We start from the raw sequence: 17,527 nt of genomic DNA on the forward strand, positions 1-17,527 counted from the left end.
AATGAAAACAAAAGAAATTAATATTGTTGGGGCAGGCTTAGCTGGTTCAGAAATTGCGTATCAATTAGCGAAACGAGGATTAAAAGTTAACTTATATGAAGGAAAGGGAAAGCACAAGAATTTAGTTCAAAAATTAGAAACTTTTGCGGAATTAGTTTGTTCTAATTCTTTTCGTAGTGTATCAAAAGAAAATGCAATTGGTATTTTAAAAGAGGAATTAAAACTATTGGATTCATTAATCTTAAAAACAGCATATGAAGTGCAAGTGCCAGGAGATGATGCTCTTAGTGTTGATCGTGAGTTGTTTTCTGCAAAAATTACGGCAACATTATTAAATCATCCTAATATTTCCATTATATATGATGAATTTACAACGATTGACCCACAACAAGTTACTGTTATTGCAGCAGGACCGTTAATTAGTCCAAATTTTGAAACAGAATTAAAAAAGTTAATTGGGAACAAAGCGTTATATTATTATGATGGTTCAGCACCAATTATTACAAAAGCCGGAATTGATTTTACTAAAGCATATTATGGTGGACGCCATTCCGATCAAAAGGATTATATTATTTGTCCATTAACTGAGCAAGAATTTAGACAATTAGTGACAGAATTGGTTAATGCGAAGCGCGTTATTATCCCTGCTTTTGAAAAATATTTTAAAGGTTGTCAGCCAATTGAAATTATGGCGCAAACATCACAGAAGATCTTATTAAATGGACCAATGAGTAGTAATAAACTTTTAAATCAAAATGGTGAGCAACCATTTGCTGTTGTCCAACTACGACAAGACAATGTCATTGATAGTTTATATAATTTGGTTGGTTGACAAACAAATTTAACATGACCAGAGCAAAAACGAATTATTAAGCAATTCATTCCTGGTTTAGCTGATGTTGAGATTGTTCGTTATGGTGTTTTGCATAAAAATAATTATATTAATGCCCCAAAAGTTTTAAATCAGTATTTACAATTTAGACAAAATAGTAACATCTTTTTTGCTGGTCAAATTATTGGTGTTGAAGGTTATTTAGAATCAGCTGCATCAGGATTATTGTGTGCTCTTAATGTTTATCAATATATGATAGAATTACCCTTAATTAAATTACCATCAGAAACCGTTTTAGGTTCATTAATTAATTATGTTACTAATCCAAAACAAAAAGATTTAAAACCAATGAAAGCAAATATCGGGATTCTACCAACATTAGACACTAAATTTTCAAGTAAATCGGCAAAAAATTTGGCAATTTATCAACGGGCAATGGAAAAATTAAAAGAAACTATTAAAAAGTATCAAATTGAAATATAATATTTGTAGAATAATTTATTAATATTGGTTATGCATAATAAAATAGGAAAAGGAAGATAATATGCAAGAATATATATACATTTATGGAATTAATCCAGTTGTTGAATCCTTATTAAATCCAACAATGAAGGCTAATAAATTATATTTATTAGATAAAAATAAAAATAATGATTATTATTTAAAATTAGCACAAGATCGTCATCTGAAGGTTGTTTTTTGTTCCTTTGATAAAATGACATCTTTAGTAAAAACAAATAAGCATCAAAACTTAGTGCTAGAAATTTTAAAACCGCAAAATTATTTGCTTGAAACAATAACTGAACATTCCTTACAAAAGAAGCATCCATTTTTATTAGTTCTTGACCAAATTTCTGATCCGCATAATTTTGGGGCCATTCTCCGAACTTGTGATATGTTTAATGTTGATGGGGTCATTATTTTGGATAAGCGGCAAGTTGATATTAATGCTACTGTTGCAAAAACTTCGGCAGGAGCTTTTAATTATGTTCCTGTTGCTCGGGTAAATAATTTGACAAATGCTGTTGAATATTTAAAAAAACAAGGTTTTTGAATTTATGCTACCAGTTTAACAACAGAAGCACAAAAAGTGAATGAATTAAGTTATGATACCCCTGTTTGTTTAATTGTGGGGAGTGAGGGAATGGGGATTAGTCCTAAGTTACTAAAACATTCTGATTTTAATCTTTATATTCCAACAACAGGACATCTAGATTCTTTAAATGTATCAGTTGCTAGTGCAATTTTAATTTATCAAATTAAAATACTACAACAATAAGTTAACATTTGGAAAGGAATTGATTCTTATTAATGAATATGAACTACTCTATTTATTTCAAGAAGGTCACAATAATAAAGCAATAATTAATTTATATAAATTATATGCGCCTTTTTTAGAAGAAGTAAAGCGGCGAACTTTTTATAAGTATTTTGCCTTACCAATTGAATTATCTGATTTAGAAAGTTTAAAATATTTTTCAGTGTTAGAAAGTGCAAAAATGTATAATCCCCAATCACGCAAAAAATTAAAAGATTTTATTTTTCAACGTTATACATGAGATATTCATAAACAAATTCGCCAATGTTTAAATATGAAAAATCGGGTTTTAAATTATTATGTTAAATTAGCAAATGATAATGTTACAAGTGATGAAGAATATTTTTCATCAAAACTTGCGCGTTTTGATGAACAAAAACAAGTTATTAAACTATTTTATCAACAGTTATCACCATTAGAAAAAGAAGTCTTTCGGTTGTGGTATGCGGGGGAAAATATTTATAATATTCATCAACTTTTAGCACTAGACTATCGGCAAGTTGATAATGCAATGCAACGAATTATGCAAAAAACAAAAAATTTTTATAAAAATAATTAAATTAACTATATCAATATTTTTATTAATATACTATAATTAAATATGGTGAATATTATGCGTGAAAAGATCATATTAGTATGCTCGGAATGTTTAAACCGGAATTATTCAACATTTAAGAATAAGATGACACAAAAAGAGAGATTAGAAATAAATAAGTTTTGTAAAACATGTAACAAGCATACGAAACATAAAGAAACAAGGTAGGTGCTCGTAATGGCTAAAAAAGCGAAAGATGAGAATGCAAAAAAAGAAATTAAACCAATTTTAACAAAGGAAGAAAAAAAGGCGTTAAAATTACAAAAGAAAAATGAGAAAGCAGCGCTAATTTTTCAAAAAAAAGCAAGTAAAACAGCGCCAATTCAAGTTGGAACAAAAAAAGAAATTATTGCACCAGAAATTGATGAAAATGGTGAGCCAATTAAAAAAGGTCTTTTTAAGCGTAAACATTCAGATAAAAGTAAAAGAACAAATTGAAAATTAGCATTTCGTGAATTTCCCGTTAAAATGGCTAAAGAAGTAACAAGAATTCGTTGGACAAGCAAAGGTAGTTTAGGGCGCAAGTTTTTAATAACAATCTTATTTATTATTGCTTTTGCGATATTTTATTTAGTATTGGATTTAGTTTTACACCATTTACTAACTGTTGCGCGCATTATATAATAATATGATAGGTAAGAATTAAAGGAGCAAAATAATGACAGAACAAAACACAATGACAGAACTAGAGACGAATAATGATAAATTGGATAATAGTGAAGATTTAGAAGATGTTACGAAGTATCCCGGAAAATGATATGTAATTAATTGTTATTCTGGTCACGAAGATCGTGTCCGTGATGATTTAATTCAACGGGTAGAATCATTAAATATGAAAGATGTTGTTTTTGATATTAGAGTTGTAAAAGAGACAGTACTTGCCAAAAAAACAAAAGCAACAGAAAAAAATGTTTATCCAGGATATATTTTTATTAATATGATTATGAATGATGAAGCTTGATATATTGTCCGAAATACAACTGGTGTTACAGGGTTTATTGGATCATCAGGACGTGGAACAAAACCGTTTCCATTAACTGATCAAGAAGCAAAGACAATGCTTTCAAAGTCACTAGCAGCTAAAAAAGCGGCAGCACAACAAGGAAAAAAAGTTAAAAAAGTGTTTGTTGCTAACTTTGAAGTTAATGATTATGTTCGTATTTTATCAGGAACTTTTGTTGAAATGGAAGGACAAGTCACAAAAATTGATACTTCAAAAGGAATTGCAACGGTAAACTTAGAGATGTTTGGTCGTTTAACACCTACCGAGGTTGATTTCGACCAATGTGAAAAGATTGGTTAAGAAAGCATAACAAATTAGCAATAATTTTTGTTATGCTTTTTTCACAGAAATGCTAAATTTAACACGGTTAGCAGATCCTGCTTTTTTTTCGCAAAATGCTGTTATTGTTGCACAACAATTATTAGGGAAGTATTTAATTCGTATTATTGATGGGAAACAAATTATTTGTAAAATTATTGAAACAGAAGCTTATGATGGGCCAGCTGATGATGCTAATCATGGTTTTAATAATAAACGAAGTTTCCGAAATGAAACATTATTTTGACAAGGTGGCTATGCTCATATTTTTATGATTTATGGGATGTATTTTTGTTTTAATATTGTTACTGATCAAGTCGATTACCCTAGTGCTGTTTTGCTGCGAGCTGGTGAAATTATTCTTGATGAAACAATTCCTAATTTTATTAGTAAACCTAATTTAGCAAACGGCCCCGGAAAACTATCACGTTATTTAAAAATTAATAAAACTGATGATGGTCTTGACCTTATTAAAAGTTCAACATTATATTTAGGACAAGAAACAATCCCGAGTGTTTTTGACATTACAACAACCCCACGGGTTAATATTGATTATGCAACTAATTTTAAGTTAAAACCATATCGTTTTTATATTACAAATCATAAGGCAGTTTCGAAAAAGTAAGAGGTTAAAAATGAGTAAAACAAAAAACACAGAAATTTGAAAAATTCATCCTGATTTTCCTTATCTTGAAATTAGTAATATGGGTCGTGTTCGTAATAATGTGACCAAGAAAGTTAAGGAATTAAAAAAACCTAAAAACACGAATTATTTTTTAATTCGTCGTCGTGAAGAAGGAAAAACAAAAACAAAACCGCTGCATAAATTAGTTGTTGAGTTATTTATTGGTCAAGTGCCACCGAACATGACAATTGATCATATTAATGGTAATCCACGGGATAATCGTGCCGAAAATCTTGAAATTGTATCAAAACGGGAAAATACAATGCGTCAAATTCGAATGTGGTCACATCCGCATAGTTTTTACAATCGAAATTTAATAGAGGCACATAGCGAAAAACGTTGAATGTATCGCGATCAATTATACAATTGGATTGACTTATTAAAAATCCTACATGCTAAAGGAATTATTTACTATCAAGTTAAATGAAGAGGTAGTGCCAGTGGGCGTATTGGTCAATTACCAAATGGTGAAACCATTATGCGAGTAAAAAACATTGATTTTGACAATGATGATGATTTTTAAAAAAAGCTATTATTTTGAAAATAATAGCTTTTTTAAAAAGTAATATGAGGTTTCAGACCAACAGTACATCTTAGGTCAAGATAACCATGATAATTTAGTTTAATAGCATCAGTTAAAGTTGCTGAAACACAAACATCTAAAGCAACACCAACTAGAACAAGGTCAGTAACATTTTGCTCTTGCAAGAATTCATGTAAACCGTTGGAAGATTGATCGTCACTAAAAAAAGCACTATAACTGTCAAGGTTTTGGTGGGTTCCTTTTAAAATAATTTTATTAAAATAACTTTCTGGTAATTGATAAAGTTCACTTCCCAAACTATTGGCAAGACAATGGGGTGGTCATTTTGTGAATGAACAATGATTTTTGGGATGAAAATCTTTTGTGGCGATAACTAAGTCTTTATTATCTTGGAAACTTTTAATTAGGTTTAAAATTTGGTGGTGGAGTTTTTCTGCTCCAGGAACATATAATGATCCCTTTGGATCAACAAAATCATTTTGATAATCAATAACAATTAATGCTTTTTTATTCATATTTAAAGCTCCTTTTTCATATTTTTTGCTATCTATTTATATATTAACAAATATCTTGTTATAATGTTAACGCAATTAAAAGTTATGAGGGGTTATGATGATTAAACTAATTAATGCTTATTTTTCTGAACTTGTTATTAGTCAGCAACAAGAAAAACAATTAGAACAATATTATCAATATTTAGTCGAACAAAACAAGGTAATGAATTTAACAACGCTTGTTAGTCGCGAGGATGTTTATATAAAACATTTTCTTGATTCAGCATTATTGTTAAAAAAATATTCGTTTGATGATAAAACAAAAGTTGCTGATGTTGGAAGCGGGGCTGGATTTCCTGGGATTATTTTAAAAATCTTTTGTCCAACAATTAAATTAACAATTATTGAAGCATTAGAAAAACGTTGTTTGTTTTTACAACGACTAATTACCAAGTTACAGTTAGATGATGTTGAAATTGTTCATGCTCGTGCTGAAAGTTATAGTTGAGAACATTCTGAACAGTTTGATCTTGTTGTTTCACGAGCAGTTGCTAATTTAGGGGTGTTGTTAGAATTAGTTGTGCGAATGGTTAAGGTGCAAGGTAGGGTCATCTGTTATAAAGGACCTAATATTGTTAACGAATTGGCAACAGCGCAAGCAACATTGAAGGTTCTAAATTTGGAACTGGAACAAACCCAATATGAAAACATCCCTCCTTTAGGGGAACGTAATATTTGTTATTTTATTAAGACAGCACCAACAATAAAACCATATCCACGAAGTTTTAATCAAATAAAAAAATTCCCAATTGGGTAAAGTGTTATATAATAGTAGTATATAAAATTATTAGTTACAGAGCAAAGAGAGGAAAATTATGGGGAAAATTATTGCAATCACAAACCAAAAAGGTGGGGTTGGAAAAACAACAACTTCAATTAATTTAGCAGCTGGATTAGCACGAAGTGGGAAAAAGGTTTTATTAGTTGATATTGATCCCCAGGGGAATGCAACAACTGGAACGGGTGCTAATAAAGATGAAATTCATGATGGGATGAGTATGTATGATGTTTTAGTTGGCCAGGTACCATTAAAAAATATTATTGTTCCAGGAGTTATCAATAATGTTGATTTAGCTCCAGCAACAATTTCATTGGCTGGAGCAGATGTGTATTTAATGGAAAAATTAGATGATAATCAAAGTATTTTACTTGATCGGATTAAACCAATTCGTGATAAATATGATTTTATTTTAATTGATTGTCCACCTTCATTAGGATTAATTAATCGAAATGCATTAGCTTGTGCTGACTCTGTTTTGATTCCAATTCAAGCAGAGTATTATGCATTAGAAGGTTTGGCCCAGTTGTTAACTTCAATTCGCTTTGTACAAAAAATGTTTAATAAAAATTTAACAATTGAAGGGATTGTTTTAACAATGTTTGATTCACGAACAAAACTATCATTTGAAGTAATGTCGGAAGTTAAAAAGTATTTTAATGAAAAAGTGTATCGAACGCATATTCCTCGAAATATTAAAATTAGTGAGTCACCCTCGCATGGATTAAGTATTTTTGATTATGATAGAGGTGGAGCGGGTGCAATTGCGTATGAAGAATTAACGAGAGAGGTGTTGGCAAACAATGGCAAACAATAAGAGTCGATTAAGTTCAAAAGGATTAGATAAAATTTTTGGTGAAGGAATTAACGATGTAATTAAGGAAATTGAAAGTAGTGACGAATTAAAAGCAGCGGCTAATGAAATTACGTTAACAGAAATTTTTCCAAATCCACATCAGCCACGAAAAACTTTTAATGATGAGGAGTTGGCAGAATTAGCACAATCAATTAAAGAATATGGTTTGATTCAACCAATTATTGTTAAAAAGACAAGTAATGGTTATTATTTAGTAGCTGGAGAACGTCGTAGTCGTGCTGCTAAATTAGCGGGATTAACAAAAATTCCAGCAATTATTGTTGACTTTAATGATCAACAAATGAAAGAAGTGGCATTGGTTGAAAACATTCAACGAGTTGATTTAAATACGATTGAAGAAGCAAATGCTTATAAAGAATTAATTGCATTATTAGATTTAACACAAGATGAATTAGCAAAACGGATTGGAAAATCACGTAGTCATATTACAAATACCTTACGCTTATTAAATTTACCAGCTGATGTTCAAAAATTATTACTAGAAAATAAAGTAACAATGGGACAAGTTAAACCATTGGTTAGTCTTCACATTGATAAAAGTGAATTTAAAAAAGTTGTTGATAAAATTGTAAGTCTTAATTTAAATGCACGACAAGTTGAAGAACTAGTTAAAACTTATGGTGTAAAACCAACAAAAACACAAGAAGATAATAAGAAAGTTCCGCCAAAACGAACTGTTAATGAATTTTTAGAAAATAAAATTATGCGAAAGCTAGGAACAAAAGTAGTTATTGATACGGATAAAGTTGTTATTAATTACCACGGATTAAAAGATTTAAATCGAATTTTAGAATTATTAGGTTTAACAGAAGATTAATTGATAGTAAGGAAGAAAAAAGATGGCATTAAAGATGGGAATTGTTGGTTTACCAAATGTTGGTAAATCAACTTTATTTAACGCAATTACAAATTCACAAGTTGAAGCAGCAAATTATCCATTTGCAACAATTAATCCTAATGTTGGAACAGTTGAAGTTCCCGATGAACGGATGGAGACCTTAATTAATCTTTGCGAACCAAATAAAGCGATTTATAGTACATTTGAATTTTATGATATTGCAGGATTGATTGCTGGTGCTAGCAAAGGGGAAGGATTAGGAAATGCTTTTTTACAAAATATTCGTGAAACTGATGCAATTTGTATGGTTATTCGTTGTTTTGATAATAAAGATATTACGCATGTTGAGGGAACAATTGATCCAATTCGTGACATTGAAATTATTAATTTGGAATTAATTATTTCTGATCAAGAACAAATTAAAAAGCGAATTGATAAAGTGGCAAAAAAAGCACAAACATTAAAGCAAAAAGATGATGTCCTTGAATATGAGTTATTATTAAAGTTAGCAGCGGCATTAGAAAAAAATAAATTATTAAAAGATCTTGCCTTATCAGAAGATGAATTAAAAGTTGTGAAAAGTTTTAATTTGTTAACAATTAAACCATTTATTTATGTTGCTAATATTGCGGAAACAGATCTTAATCAATCAGATAATGTATATGTTGAAAAAGTAAAAGCATATGGGAAACAAAACGAGATTGAGGTTGTTGTTATTTGTGCCAAAATTGAAGAAGAATTATCGGCGTTAGATGCAGCCGATCGTGCATTGCTGATGAGTGACTATGGAATTAAAGAAGCGGGACTAAGCCAATTAATTAAAAAATCATATGTGTTATTAGGATTACAAACATTCTTTACCGCCGGAAAACAAGAAGTTCGAGCATGAACTTTTAAAAAAGGCTCAACAGCACCAATGTGTGCTGGTATTATCCATTCTGACTTTGAACGTGGGTTTATTCGGGCTGAAATATATTCCTATGCTGATTTAATCAAATATGGTAGTGAAAAAGCAGTCAAAGAAAATGGGCGTTTACGAAGTGAAGGAAAAACTTATATAATGCAAGATGGCGATATTTGTTTTTTTAAATTTAATGTTTAAGGAGAATAATAATGCGTGTTGGTAATAGTTATGATTTACATAATTTAAAAGCAGGAACAGGATTTTTATTGGGAGGAATTTTTATTCCATGTCAATATCAAGTTGAAGCTGTTTCTGATGGTGATATCTTGTTACACACAATTAGTGAAGCAATTATTGGGGCATTGGGTTTTGGTGATTTAGGGGACTGGTTTGATGAAACAAACAAAAATATTAATTCACAAGTAATTTTAGAACAAGCACTAACTTTAATGGTTAATCAAAATTATCAAATTGTTAACATTGATACAACAATTATTGTTGATGAACCAAAATTAAAAGCATATAAGACAGCAATTAAGATGAACTTAAAGCACTTATTACAATTAGAAGATAAAAATATTAATATTAAAGCAACAACAACAGAAAAGAACTTTAGCAATATTATTCAAAGTTATACAACGTTACTGTTAGTCAAAAGCGAGAATCGTTAGAAGTTAGAATGAGGAATTAAAATGAGTCAAAAGATTAGATTACGTTATGCCCCAAGTCCAACTGGGTTTTTACATATTGGAAATACAAGAACAGCCTTATTTAATTATTTATTTGCAAAACATTATCAAGGTGTTTTTGTTTTACGGATTGAAGATACTGATACAGAACGAAATGTTGATGGTGCAATTGCATCACAATTAGACAATTTACGTTGATTAGGAATTGAACCAGACGAAACAATTGATCGTCCGGGCGCTTATGGGCCATATCGTCAGTTAGAACGATTGGACCTTTATCAAAAATATGCTCAAGAGTTATTGAAAATGAAGAAAGCATATTATTGCTTTTGTACGCCAGCGGAATTAGAACAAGATCGCGAAGCGCAGTTAGCGGCCGGGCATCTTTCACCACGTTATAATCGAAAATGCCGAAATTTATCAGCAACTGAAGTTGCAACAAAATTAGCAAATCAAATGCCATATAATTTGCGTTTTTTTGTTCCTGGTAATACGAGTTATGATTTTGATGATTTAGTTCGTGGCCCAGTTCATTTTGAATCAAAAGACCTTGGTGACTGAGTTATTTTAAAGTCAAATGGGATTCCAACTTATAATTTTGCTGTGGTAATTGATGATATGCTAATGGCGATTAGTCATGTTGTTCGCGGTGAAGAACACATTTCTAATACCCCAAAACAATTAATGATTTATCAAGCTTTTAAAGTAACACCACCAATTTTTGCACATTTAACTTTAATTGTTAATGAACAACATAAAAAATTATCAAAACGTGATAGTCATTTAATGCAATTTATTAGTCAGTATCGTACCTTAGGTTATTTATCATCAGCAATTTTTAATTTTATTAGTTTATTAGGATGATCGCCATCAGGAACAGCAGAAATTTTCTCACATGATGAATTAATTAAGTTATTTGATGAAACACGATTTAGTAAATCACCAAGCATGTTTGATGTTAAAAAATTAACTTGAATGAACAATTATTATCTTAAACAACTTAGTGATGAAGATTATCTTGCTTTTGTTCGACCTTTTTTAGCCCAAAAATATGATTTAACAAAAAAGGGGACAGAATGAGTAAATATGTTATTATTAATTTATAAAAAAGAACTTCAATATGGAGCGGAAATTGTTACGTTAGCAAAACCTTTCTTTGAGCCAGTTGAGCAGTTGACATCAACAACAATGACGGTGTTAACAGAATTAACTGATTATGAAGCAATGATTGCAACTTTTAAAACACAGTTAGACCAGTTATCAGATTGAACAGAAACAAGTATTAAAGACCTAATTACAAAAATGGGTGATCAGTATAAAATGAAAGGAAAGAATCTATTTATGCCAATTCGAATTTTTACTTCTCATCAAGAACACGGACCAGAACTAGCAAAGGTTATTTATTTATTAGGAAAGGAACAAGTAATTAGTAATATTACAAAATTACAATAAGAACAATGAAATTACCCTTAACAATTCGGGATAGTGTTCATGGTGATATTGAAGTTACTGAAGAAATTGCTGTTAAATTAATTAATACCCCAGAATTTCAGCGTTTACGCCGAATCAGTCAGTTGGCGGGGGGACAATATGTTTTTCCAAGTGCGTCTCATACGCGTTTTTCACATTGTATTGGAGTTTATCATTTGGTTAGTAAAATGTTAGAAACACCAAGTTTTCAAGAAATGTATAGCAAACATGAGCAATTATTGGTTAAATTAGCAGGATTGTTACATGATATTGGGCATGGTCCTTTTTCACACACTTTTGAAATGATTAATAAAGTTACAAATAGTGATATTAGTCATGAAAGTTATTCAACATTGTTAATTAAAAGTCCAACCACAAACATTAATAAGATTTTAACCGAAGAATTTAGTCCTGATGAAATTAATGAATTATGTATGATTATTGAAGGAAAACATCATGATAGTGTTTTATCATCATTAGTTTCATCACAACTAGATGCTGACCGGATGGATTACTTATTACGAGATGGTCAAACAAGCGGTGTTGGTTATAGTCATGTTGACACACAATGAATCATTCGCCATTTGTTTATCAAAGATAAAAAAATTATTTTTCCATTAAAAGTTCAATATGCAATTGAATCCTTTCTAATTGGTCGTTATCATATGTATAAACAAATTTATTTACATCCATTAAGTATTGGTTTTGATTTAACTTTTAAAATGATGTTTAAACGTTTATGTGATTTGTACCACGAAAACTATGCTTTTAAAAATAAAGAAATTGTGACATTATTAAGTCCATTATTTAATGGCAAAATGATGAAGGCAGAAGAATATTGCTTACTGGATGATTACACTTTATTTACTTATTTAAAAATGTTAGAGTATGAAAATGACGAAATATTAGTTACGTTAATTAAAATGTTAACAAATCGAGAATTTTTACGAAAAATCAACCCAAATAAAAGAAATTTAGAAGAAATTAAAAATAATTTGATAAAAAAATATAAAAACCATTATAATTATTTTATGGTTGAATATAACCTGAAACCAGTTAAATTATATGATAGTAATACAAAACCAATTTATATTGATACTCCTGCTGGTGTAAAATGCATTATGGAAGTATCAGAAGTCTTGGCATTTAAAAATAATAACAAAGAAACTGCAACAACAATTTGGTTTTCAATTGGTGAAAAATATGAAAGTAGTTAGTAAGAAAGGTTTAAATGAATGAACGATAGTGTAGAATTATTAGAGTTAGTGTATTCATGTTTAAAGAAAAAAGGTGGAAGTGATACTTTTGAAAATATTTGAAATGAGATTGCTTCACAAAGTGATGTAACAGTACACGGAACAAGTAAGGAAGACGTTATTGCGGAATTATATACTGATTTAGTTTTAGATAACCGTTTTGTCTTAACAAGCGAAGGTATGTGGGGGTTACGCGAATTTTTAAAGTATGATGATATTAAAAAACAATATGATTATACTGATCAATTTGAAACAACAGAAGAATTTGAAGATATTGATTTAGATGAAGAGGAAGAGGGCGAAGATGAGGAAACATTAATTGACACTCTTGATTTTGATGATACTTTAGATGAAGACGATAATGAAGAGGATAATTTTGTTGAAATTGAGGTTGAGGATGATGACCTAATTTCTAATGATTATTCTGTTGATGATGACGATGAAACAGTAGCAGCTAAATTGGGTATTACAGAAGAAATTGACTGAAAAGCTCTTGAAAAAGAAATGGAAGAAAATAATTAATACCAAGATTGAAGAGTGTTAGAACTGACAACCCTGTTAATTTCTAAACTCTTTTTATTTGGGGATGAAAGGATGAAAATACGATGGCAAAATATATTTTTGTAACGGGAGGAGTTGTAAGTGGCCTTGGGAAGGGAATTACTGCTTCTTCAATTGGTGTCTTATTAAAAGCAAGTGGATTAAATGTTTTTATGCAAAAATTTGATCCATATTTAAATGTTGACCCAGGGACAATGAGTCCTTATCAACATGGGGAAGTTTTTGTCACAGCCGATGGGGCAGAAACGGATTTAGATTTAGGGCATTATGAACGTTTTATTGATGAGAATTTAACAAAAGAATCAAATATTACTTCGGGACAAATTTATAAAAATGTGATTGAAAAAGAACGTCGTGGTGAATATGATGGTGGGACAGTTCAAGTTGTGCCACATGTTACTAATGAAATTAAAAAGAAAGTATATCATGCAGCAGAAACATCAAAAGCTGATATTATTATTACTGAAATTGGTGGAACAGTTGGTGATATTGAATCGTTACCCTTTATTGAAGCAATTCGACAAGTACGTATGGAACAGGGTCGTGAAAATGTGATATATATGCATGTTTCATTAGTACCGTATATTGCGGCTTCAAAGGAATCAAAAACAAAGCCAACACAACATTCAGTACGAGAATTATTATCATTGGGAATTCAACCTGATATCGTTGTTGCCCGTGCCGAACAAGTATTAGACGATAGCCTGATTGAAAAGATTGCTTTATTTTGTAATATTGAAAAAAATAATGTTCTTGTTGCAACTGATGCGGCAAGTATTTATGAAGTACCAATGAAAATGTATCAACAAAATGCCCAACAAGTAATTAGTAAATTGTTAAATTTAAACATTACAAAAACAGATATTGCGGAGTGGAAGCGATTTGTGGAAAAAATTGATCATTCAAAAACAACAATTGAAATTAAATTAGTGGGAAAATATATTGAGTTGCCAGATGCTTATCTGTCAGTTAGTGAATCATTACGCATTGCTGGTTATGAAAACAGTGTCCAAGTTAAAATTGATTGAATTAAAGCCGAAGATGTTACTGTTGATAATTATCAACAATTATTTCAAAATGCAAAAGGAATTTTAGTTCCTGGTGGTTTTGGTGAACGGGGGTTTGAGGGGAAAATTTTAGCCTGTCAGTTTGCACGTGAAAATAAAATTCCATTATTAGGAATTTGCTTTGGAATGCAAGCGGCAGTGATTGAATTTGCCCGTAATGTTTGTCATATTAAAGATGCAAATTCTTCCGAATTAGTTAAAACCAACAACGCTATTATTGATCTGATTCGTGGTAAAGATAAAACAGAACATATTGGTGGAACTTTGCGATTAGGAAACTATAAAACAAGATTGGTTCCAAATACATTGGCTCGTCAGTTATATGGCAAAGATGAAGTATTAGAACGTCATCGTCACCGTTATGAATTTAATAATGATTATCGTCAACAATTAGAACAAGCGGGGCTAGTTTTTAGTGGTCTTTATGAAACAAAGAACTTGGTTGAAGTCATTGAATTGCCAGACCATCCGTTTTATATTGCTGCTCAATATCATCCGGAGTTTACTTCGCGACCAAATAAACCAAACCCGTTATTTAATGGTTTTGTTCAAGCGGTAATTAAAACTAAATAAGTGGAAAAAGTTGTGAAATCATCAAAAATTATATTAAGATTAAAAGGTAGAAAGGTTGGAAGTGAGTTATGAGTGGTACAAATTATCGAACATTAGCTGTTGTTGGTAGTCAATGAGGTGATGAAGGAAAAGGTAAAATTACCGATTATTTTGCCCAAAAAGCTGATGTTATTGTGCGCTGAGCGGGTGGTGATAATGCTGGGCATACGATTGTGATTAAGGGGGCAAAATATAAATTAAGTATTGTTCCTTCTGGTGTTTTTAATAAAAATTCAATTAATGTGATTGGGAATGGTTGTGTTGTTAACTTACGAAAATTAGTTAGTGAGATTAACTATTTACAAGAAAATGGCTTTGATTGCAGTAATCTACGGATTAGTGATCGTGCACATTTAATTTTTCCATATCATATGAAAATTGATGAATTACAAGAAGAATATCGCCAAAAAGATTCGATTGGAACAACTAAAAAAGGAATTGGACCTTGTTATCAAGACAAAGCAGAACGAATTGGAATTCGGTTGGGTGATTTGTTTGATGAAGCAGGATTTTTACAAAAATTAGAAAATAATTTAAAATTTAAAAATGAAATTTTAACAAAGGTTTTTAATAGTGAGGGATTTGATCCAAAATTAATTTGAAAAGAATATTTAGATTTATTTCATCAAATTAAAGGATTAGTAACTGATACTTCAATTTTAGTTGATAATGCAATTCATGCGCATAAAAAAGTTTTATTTGAAGGGGCACAAGGGGTGATGCTAGATTTAGACCACGGAACTTATCCTTTTGTAACATCTTCTAATCCAACGGCTGCTTCAATTCCGGTTGGTGTCGGAATTGCACCGCGTTATATTAATAACGTGATTGGAATTGTAAAAGCTTATAATACGCGAGTTGGAACTGGTCCGTTCCCATCAGAAATTTTTGGAGAAACAGAAAAATATATTCGAGAAGTAGGACGCGAATATGGTACTGTTTCTGGCCGTGCTCGTCGGATTGGATGGTTTGATGGTGTTTTAATGAAACATTCATTGCGAATTAGTGGTTATACTAGTATGGCAATAATGTTGTTAGATGTTTTATCATCAATTAAGGAATTAAAAATTTGTATTGGTTATGAATATAATGGTCAACAAATTGATTATGTTCCAAGCACAATTAAAGAATATGATGCATGTCAACCAATCTTAATTGCAATGCCAGGATGAGAAGAAGATATTAGCAAGGTAACATCATTTGAAGAACTACCACATAATGCTCAACAATATTTAATGAAATTAGAAGAAATTGTTGGGGTGCCAATTAGTTTATTTTCTGTTGGCCCTGATCGTGAACAAACTATTTTAATGAATGAGGAAATTTTCTAATGATTAATCGTTATGCTGTTCCAGAATTAGAAGCAATTTGAAATGATGAAAATAAATATAATATTTGAGCAAAAGTAGAATTATTAGTTTGTGAAGGTTGAGCTAAAATTGGATTAATTCCACCGACTGATATTAAAAAGATTAAAGAACATTTAACCGTAAATTTACCACGAATGTTAGAATTAGAAACTGAAACAAAACATGATGTTGTTGCTTTTACCCGAATGTTGTCAGAAACATTAGGACCAGAAAAGAAATGAATTCATTATGGTTTAACATCAACTGATGTTGTTGATACTAGTCAAAATTATTTAATTAAAGCATCAAATGAAGTTGTTAAAAAATATTTGCAGCAATTGCAAACAGTTTTAAAATCATTAGCCCTTTTATATAAAAAACAATTAATTATGGGTCGTACTCATGGGATGTTTGCCGAGCCAACTTCGTTAGGACTAAAATTTTTACTTTGATATGCTGAGTTAGAACGAAACATAATTCGTTTTAACACAGCAGCAACAGGAATTGAAGTTGTAAAAATTTCTGGTTCTGTTGGTAATTTTGCCCATGTTGAAGTGGCAGTAGAAGAATATGTTGCTCAACAGTTAGGTTTACAAATTGATCCAATTGCAACCCAAGTTACTTCACGGGATTATCATGTTGCATTATTTTCTAGTTTTGGTCAAATTGCTAATTTGTTAGAGAAAATGGCTCTGGAGTTTCGTCACTTTCAACGTTCAGAGGTTAGTGAAATTGCAGAAGGCTTTAGTAAAACCCAAAAAGGATCATCATCAATGCCACATAAAAAAAATCCAATTAGTGCGGAAAATATTTCGGGGTTAGCTCGTTTAGTTCGTAGCAATATGAATGTTACTTTTGAAAATAATTTATTATGACATGAACGTGATATTTCACATAGTAGTAATGAACGGATTATTATTCCAGACACCTATCATTTAGTTGTGTATCTTTTAAAACGGATGATTACTGTTCTTGATGATTTAGTTGTTAATCCTGTCAAAATTAATGAGCATTTACAACAAGCAAATAATCTTTATTTTAGTCAGGTTGTCTTAACAAAAATTTTAAAAGAAACTAATTATTCGCGTGAAGAAATTTATGATTTTATTCAAAAGTGTACGTTACTTACCCAACAACAACAAATTGATTTTAAAACGGTTCTAATCAAAAATGATGTTGCAAAATATTTATCATTGTCAGAATTAGACAAGTTATTTGATATTAATTATTTTTTACGTAATGTTGATAAAATTTATCAACGAGTGTTGAAATAAAAG

At 30.5% G+C, this 17,527-nt stretch carries 20 protein-coding genes; 19 read left to right on the top strand and 1 reads right to left on the bottom strand.

The genetic code is table 4. The features are described 5' to 3' along the window. Position 1 precedes the first annotated feature (1 nt). The 8 genes from trmFO (at position 2) to S100390_RS00795 (ending at position 5,274) form a co-directional block, all read left to right on the top strand. A complete protein-coding gene (gene trmFO / locus S100390_RS00760) occupies positions 2-1,315 on the top strand; it encodes a methylenetetrahydrofolate--tRNA-(uracil(54)-C(5))-methyltransferase (FADH(2)-oxidizing) TrmFO (protein WP_070406408.1) in 1,314 nt (437 codons plus the stop codon). A gap of 61 nt (positions 1,316-1,376) precedes the next feature. After that, positions 1,377-2,111: a 23S rRNA (guanosine(2251)-2'-O)-methyltransferase RlmB gene (gene rlmB, locus S100390_RS00765; RefSeq protein ID WP_070406409.1), complete on the top strand. Its 735-nt coding sequence runs from the start codon at positions 1,377-1,379 to the stop codon at positions 2,109-2,111. Positions 2,112-2,130: 19 nt separating this feature from the next. Continuing rightward, positions 2,131-2,709 (top strand): RNA polymerase subunit sigma, encoded by a 579-nt coding sequence (locus S100390_RS00770; protein WP_231918055.1) that lies wholly within the window; start codon positions 2,131-2,133, stop codon positions 2,707-2,709. Between the two features lie 54 nt (positions 2,710-2,763). Beyond that, on the top strand, positions 2,764-2,913 hold the full coding sequence (rpmG, locus tag S100390_RS00775) for a 50S ribosomal protein L33 (protein ID WP_071890193.1): 150 nt from the start codon (positions 2,764-2,766) through the stop codon (positions 2,911-2,913). 9 nt (positions 2,914-2,922) lie between these two features. Beyond that, positions 2,923-3,369 (top strand): preprotein translocase subunit SecE, encoded by a 447-nt coding sequence (gene secE / locus S100390_RS00780; RefSeq protein WP_070406410.1) that lies wholly within the window; start codon positions 2,923-2,925, stop codon positions 3,367-3,369. 34 nt (positions 3,370-3,403) lie between these two features. Continuing rightward, entirely contained in the window at positions 3,404-4,048 is a 645-nt protein-coding gene (gene nusG / locus S100390_RS00785; protein ID WP_070406411.1) for a transcription termination/antitermination protein NusG, read from the top strand. A 49-nt stretch (positions 4,049-4,097) separates the two neighbouring features. After that, positions 4,098-4,691, top strand: coding sequence for a DNA-3-methyladenine glycosylase (locus tag S100390_RS00790; protein WP_070406412.1), 594 nt, complete (start codon positions 4,098-4,100; stop codon positions 4,689-4,691). A gap of 10 nt (positions 4,692-4,701) precedes the next feature. Next, the gene (locus S100390_RS00795) at positions 4,702-5,274 is read left to right on the top strand and encodes an HNH endonuclease signature motif containing protein (RefSeq protein WP_070406413.1); all 573 of its coding nucleotides are present in this window, start codon (positions 4,702-4,704) and stop codon (positions 5,272-5,274) included. A gap of 32 nt (positions 5,275-5,306) precedes the next feature. Here the strand turns inward: S100390_RS00795 and S100390_RS00800 are convergent, their stop codons facing one another. Beyond that, positions 5,307-5,810, bottom strand: a complete 504-nt coding sequence (locus tag S100390_RS00800; RefSeq protein WP_070406414.1) for an isochorismatase family protein — start codon at positions 5,808-5,810, stop codon at positions 5,307-5,309. Between the two features lie 97 nt (positions 5,811-5,907). Here S100390_RS00800 and rsmG point away from each other — a divergent pair, with 97 nt between their 5' ends. The 11 genes from rsmG to purB all read left to right on the top strand — a co-directional run bounded on the left by rsmG (position 5,908) and on the right by purB (position 17,524). After that, a complete protein-coding gene (gene rsmG, locus S100390_RS00805; RefSeq protein WP_070406415.1) occupies positions 5,908-6,606 on the top strand; it encodes a 16S rRNA (guanine(527)-N(7))-methyltransferase RsmG in 699 nt (232 codons plus the stop codon). Between the two features lie 58 nt (positions 6,607-6,664). Further along, the gene (locus S100390_RS00810) at positions 6,665-7,444 is read left to right on the top strand and encodes a ParA family protein (RefSeq protein WP_070406416.1); all 780 of its coding nucleotides are present in this window, start codon (positions 6,665-6,667) and stop codon (positions 7,442-7,444) included. Beyond that, complete coding sequence (locus S100390_RS00815; RefSeq protein ID WP_070406417.1) at positions 7,431-8,321, top strand: ParB/RepB/Spo0J family partition protein; 891 nt, start codon at positions 7,431-7,433, stop codon at positions 8,319-8,321. Before S100390_RS00810 ends, S100390_RS00815 begins: the two co-directional genes overlap by 14 nt. A gap of 22 nt (positions 8,322-8,343) precedes the next feature. Beyond that, positions 8,344-9,444 carry a redox-regulated ATPase YchF gene (ychF, locus tag S100390_RS00820; RefSeq protein ID WP_070406418.1) on the top strand — a complete coding sequence of 367 codons (1,101 nt, stop codon included), beginning with the start codon at positions 8,344-8,346 and terminating at the stop codon, positions 9,442-9,444. A gap of 11 nt (positions 9,445-9,455) precedes the next feature. Beyond that, entirely contained in the window at positions 9,456-9,917 is a 462-nt protein-coding gene (gene ispF, locus S100390_RS00825) for a 2-C-methyl-D-erythritol 2,4-cyclodiphosphate synthase (protein WP_070406419.1), read from the top strand. A gap of 21 nt (positions 9,918-9,938) precedes the next feature. Further along, the gene (gene gltX / locus S100390_RS00830; protein ID WP_070406420.1) at positions 9,939-11,387 is read left to right on the top strand and encodes a glutamate--tRNA ligase; all 1,449 of its coding nucleotides are present in this window, start codon (positions 9,939-9,941) and stop codon (positions 11,385-11,387) included. Positions 11,388-11,392: 5 nt separating this feature from the next. Then, positions 11,393-12,622, top strand: a complete 1,230-nt coding sequence (locus S100390_RS00835; protein WP_070406421.1) for an HD domain-containing protein — start codon at positions 11,393-11,395, stop codon at positions 12,620-12,622. An 18-nt stretch (positions 12,623-12,640) separates the two neighbouring features. Continuing rightward, the gene (gene rpoE / locus S100390_RS00840; protein ID WP_070406422.1) at positions 12,641-13,183 is read left to right on the top strand and encodes a DNA-directed RNA polymerase subunit delta; all 543 of its coding nucleotides are present in this window, start codon (positions 12,641-12,643) and stop codon (positions 13,181-13,183) included. An 83-nt stretch (positions 13,184-13,266) separates the two neighbouring features. Beyond that, the gene (locus tag S100390_RS00845; RefSeq protein ID WP_070406423.1) at positions 13,267-14,862 is read left to right on the top strand and encodes a CTP synthase; all 1,596 of its coding nucleotides are present in this window, start codon (positions 13,267-13,269) and stop codon (positions 14,860-14,862) included. A 68-nt stretch (positions 14,863-14,930) separates the two neighbouring features. Next, a complete protein-coding gene (locus S100390_RS00850; protein ID WP_070406424.1) occupies positions 14,931-16,232 on the top strand; it encodes an adenylosuccinate synthase in 1,302 nt (433 codons plus the stop codon). Further along, positions 16,232-17,524 (top strand): adenylosuccinate lyase, encoded by a 1,293-nt coding sequence (purB, locus tag S100390_RS00855; RefSeq protein WP_070406425.1) that lies wholly within the window; start codon positions 16,232-16,234, stop codon positions 17,522-17,524. The genes S100390_RS00850 and purB overlap by 1 nt, the downstream gene beginning before the upstream one ends. Positions 17,525-17,527: the final 3 nt, after the last annotated feature.

Origin of the sequence: Spiroplasma sp. NBRC 100390, from assembly GCF_001886495.1 — a bacterium.
Classification (GTDB): Bacteria; Bacillota_I; Bacilli_A; order Mycoplasmatales; family Mycoplasmataceae; genus Spiroplasma.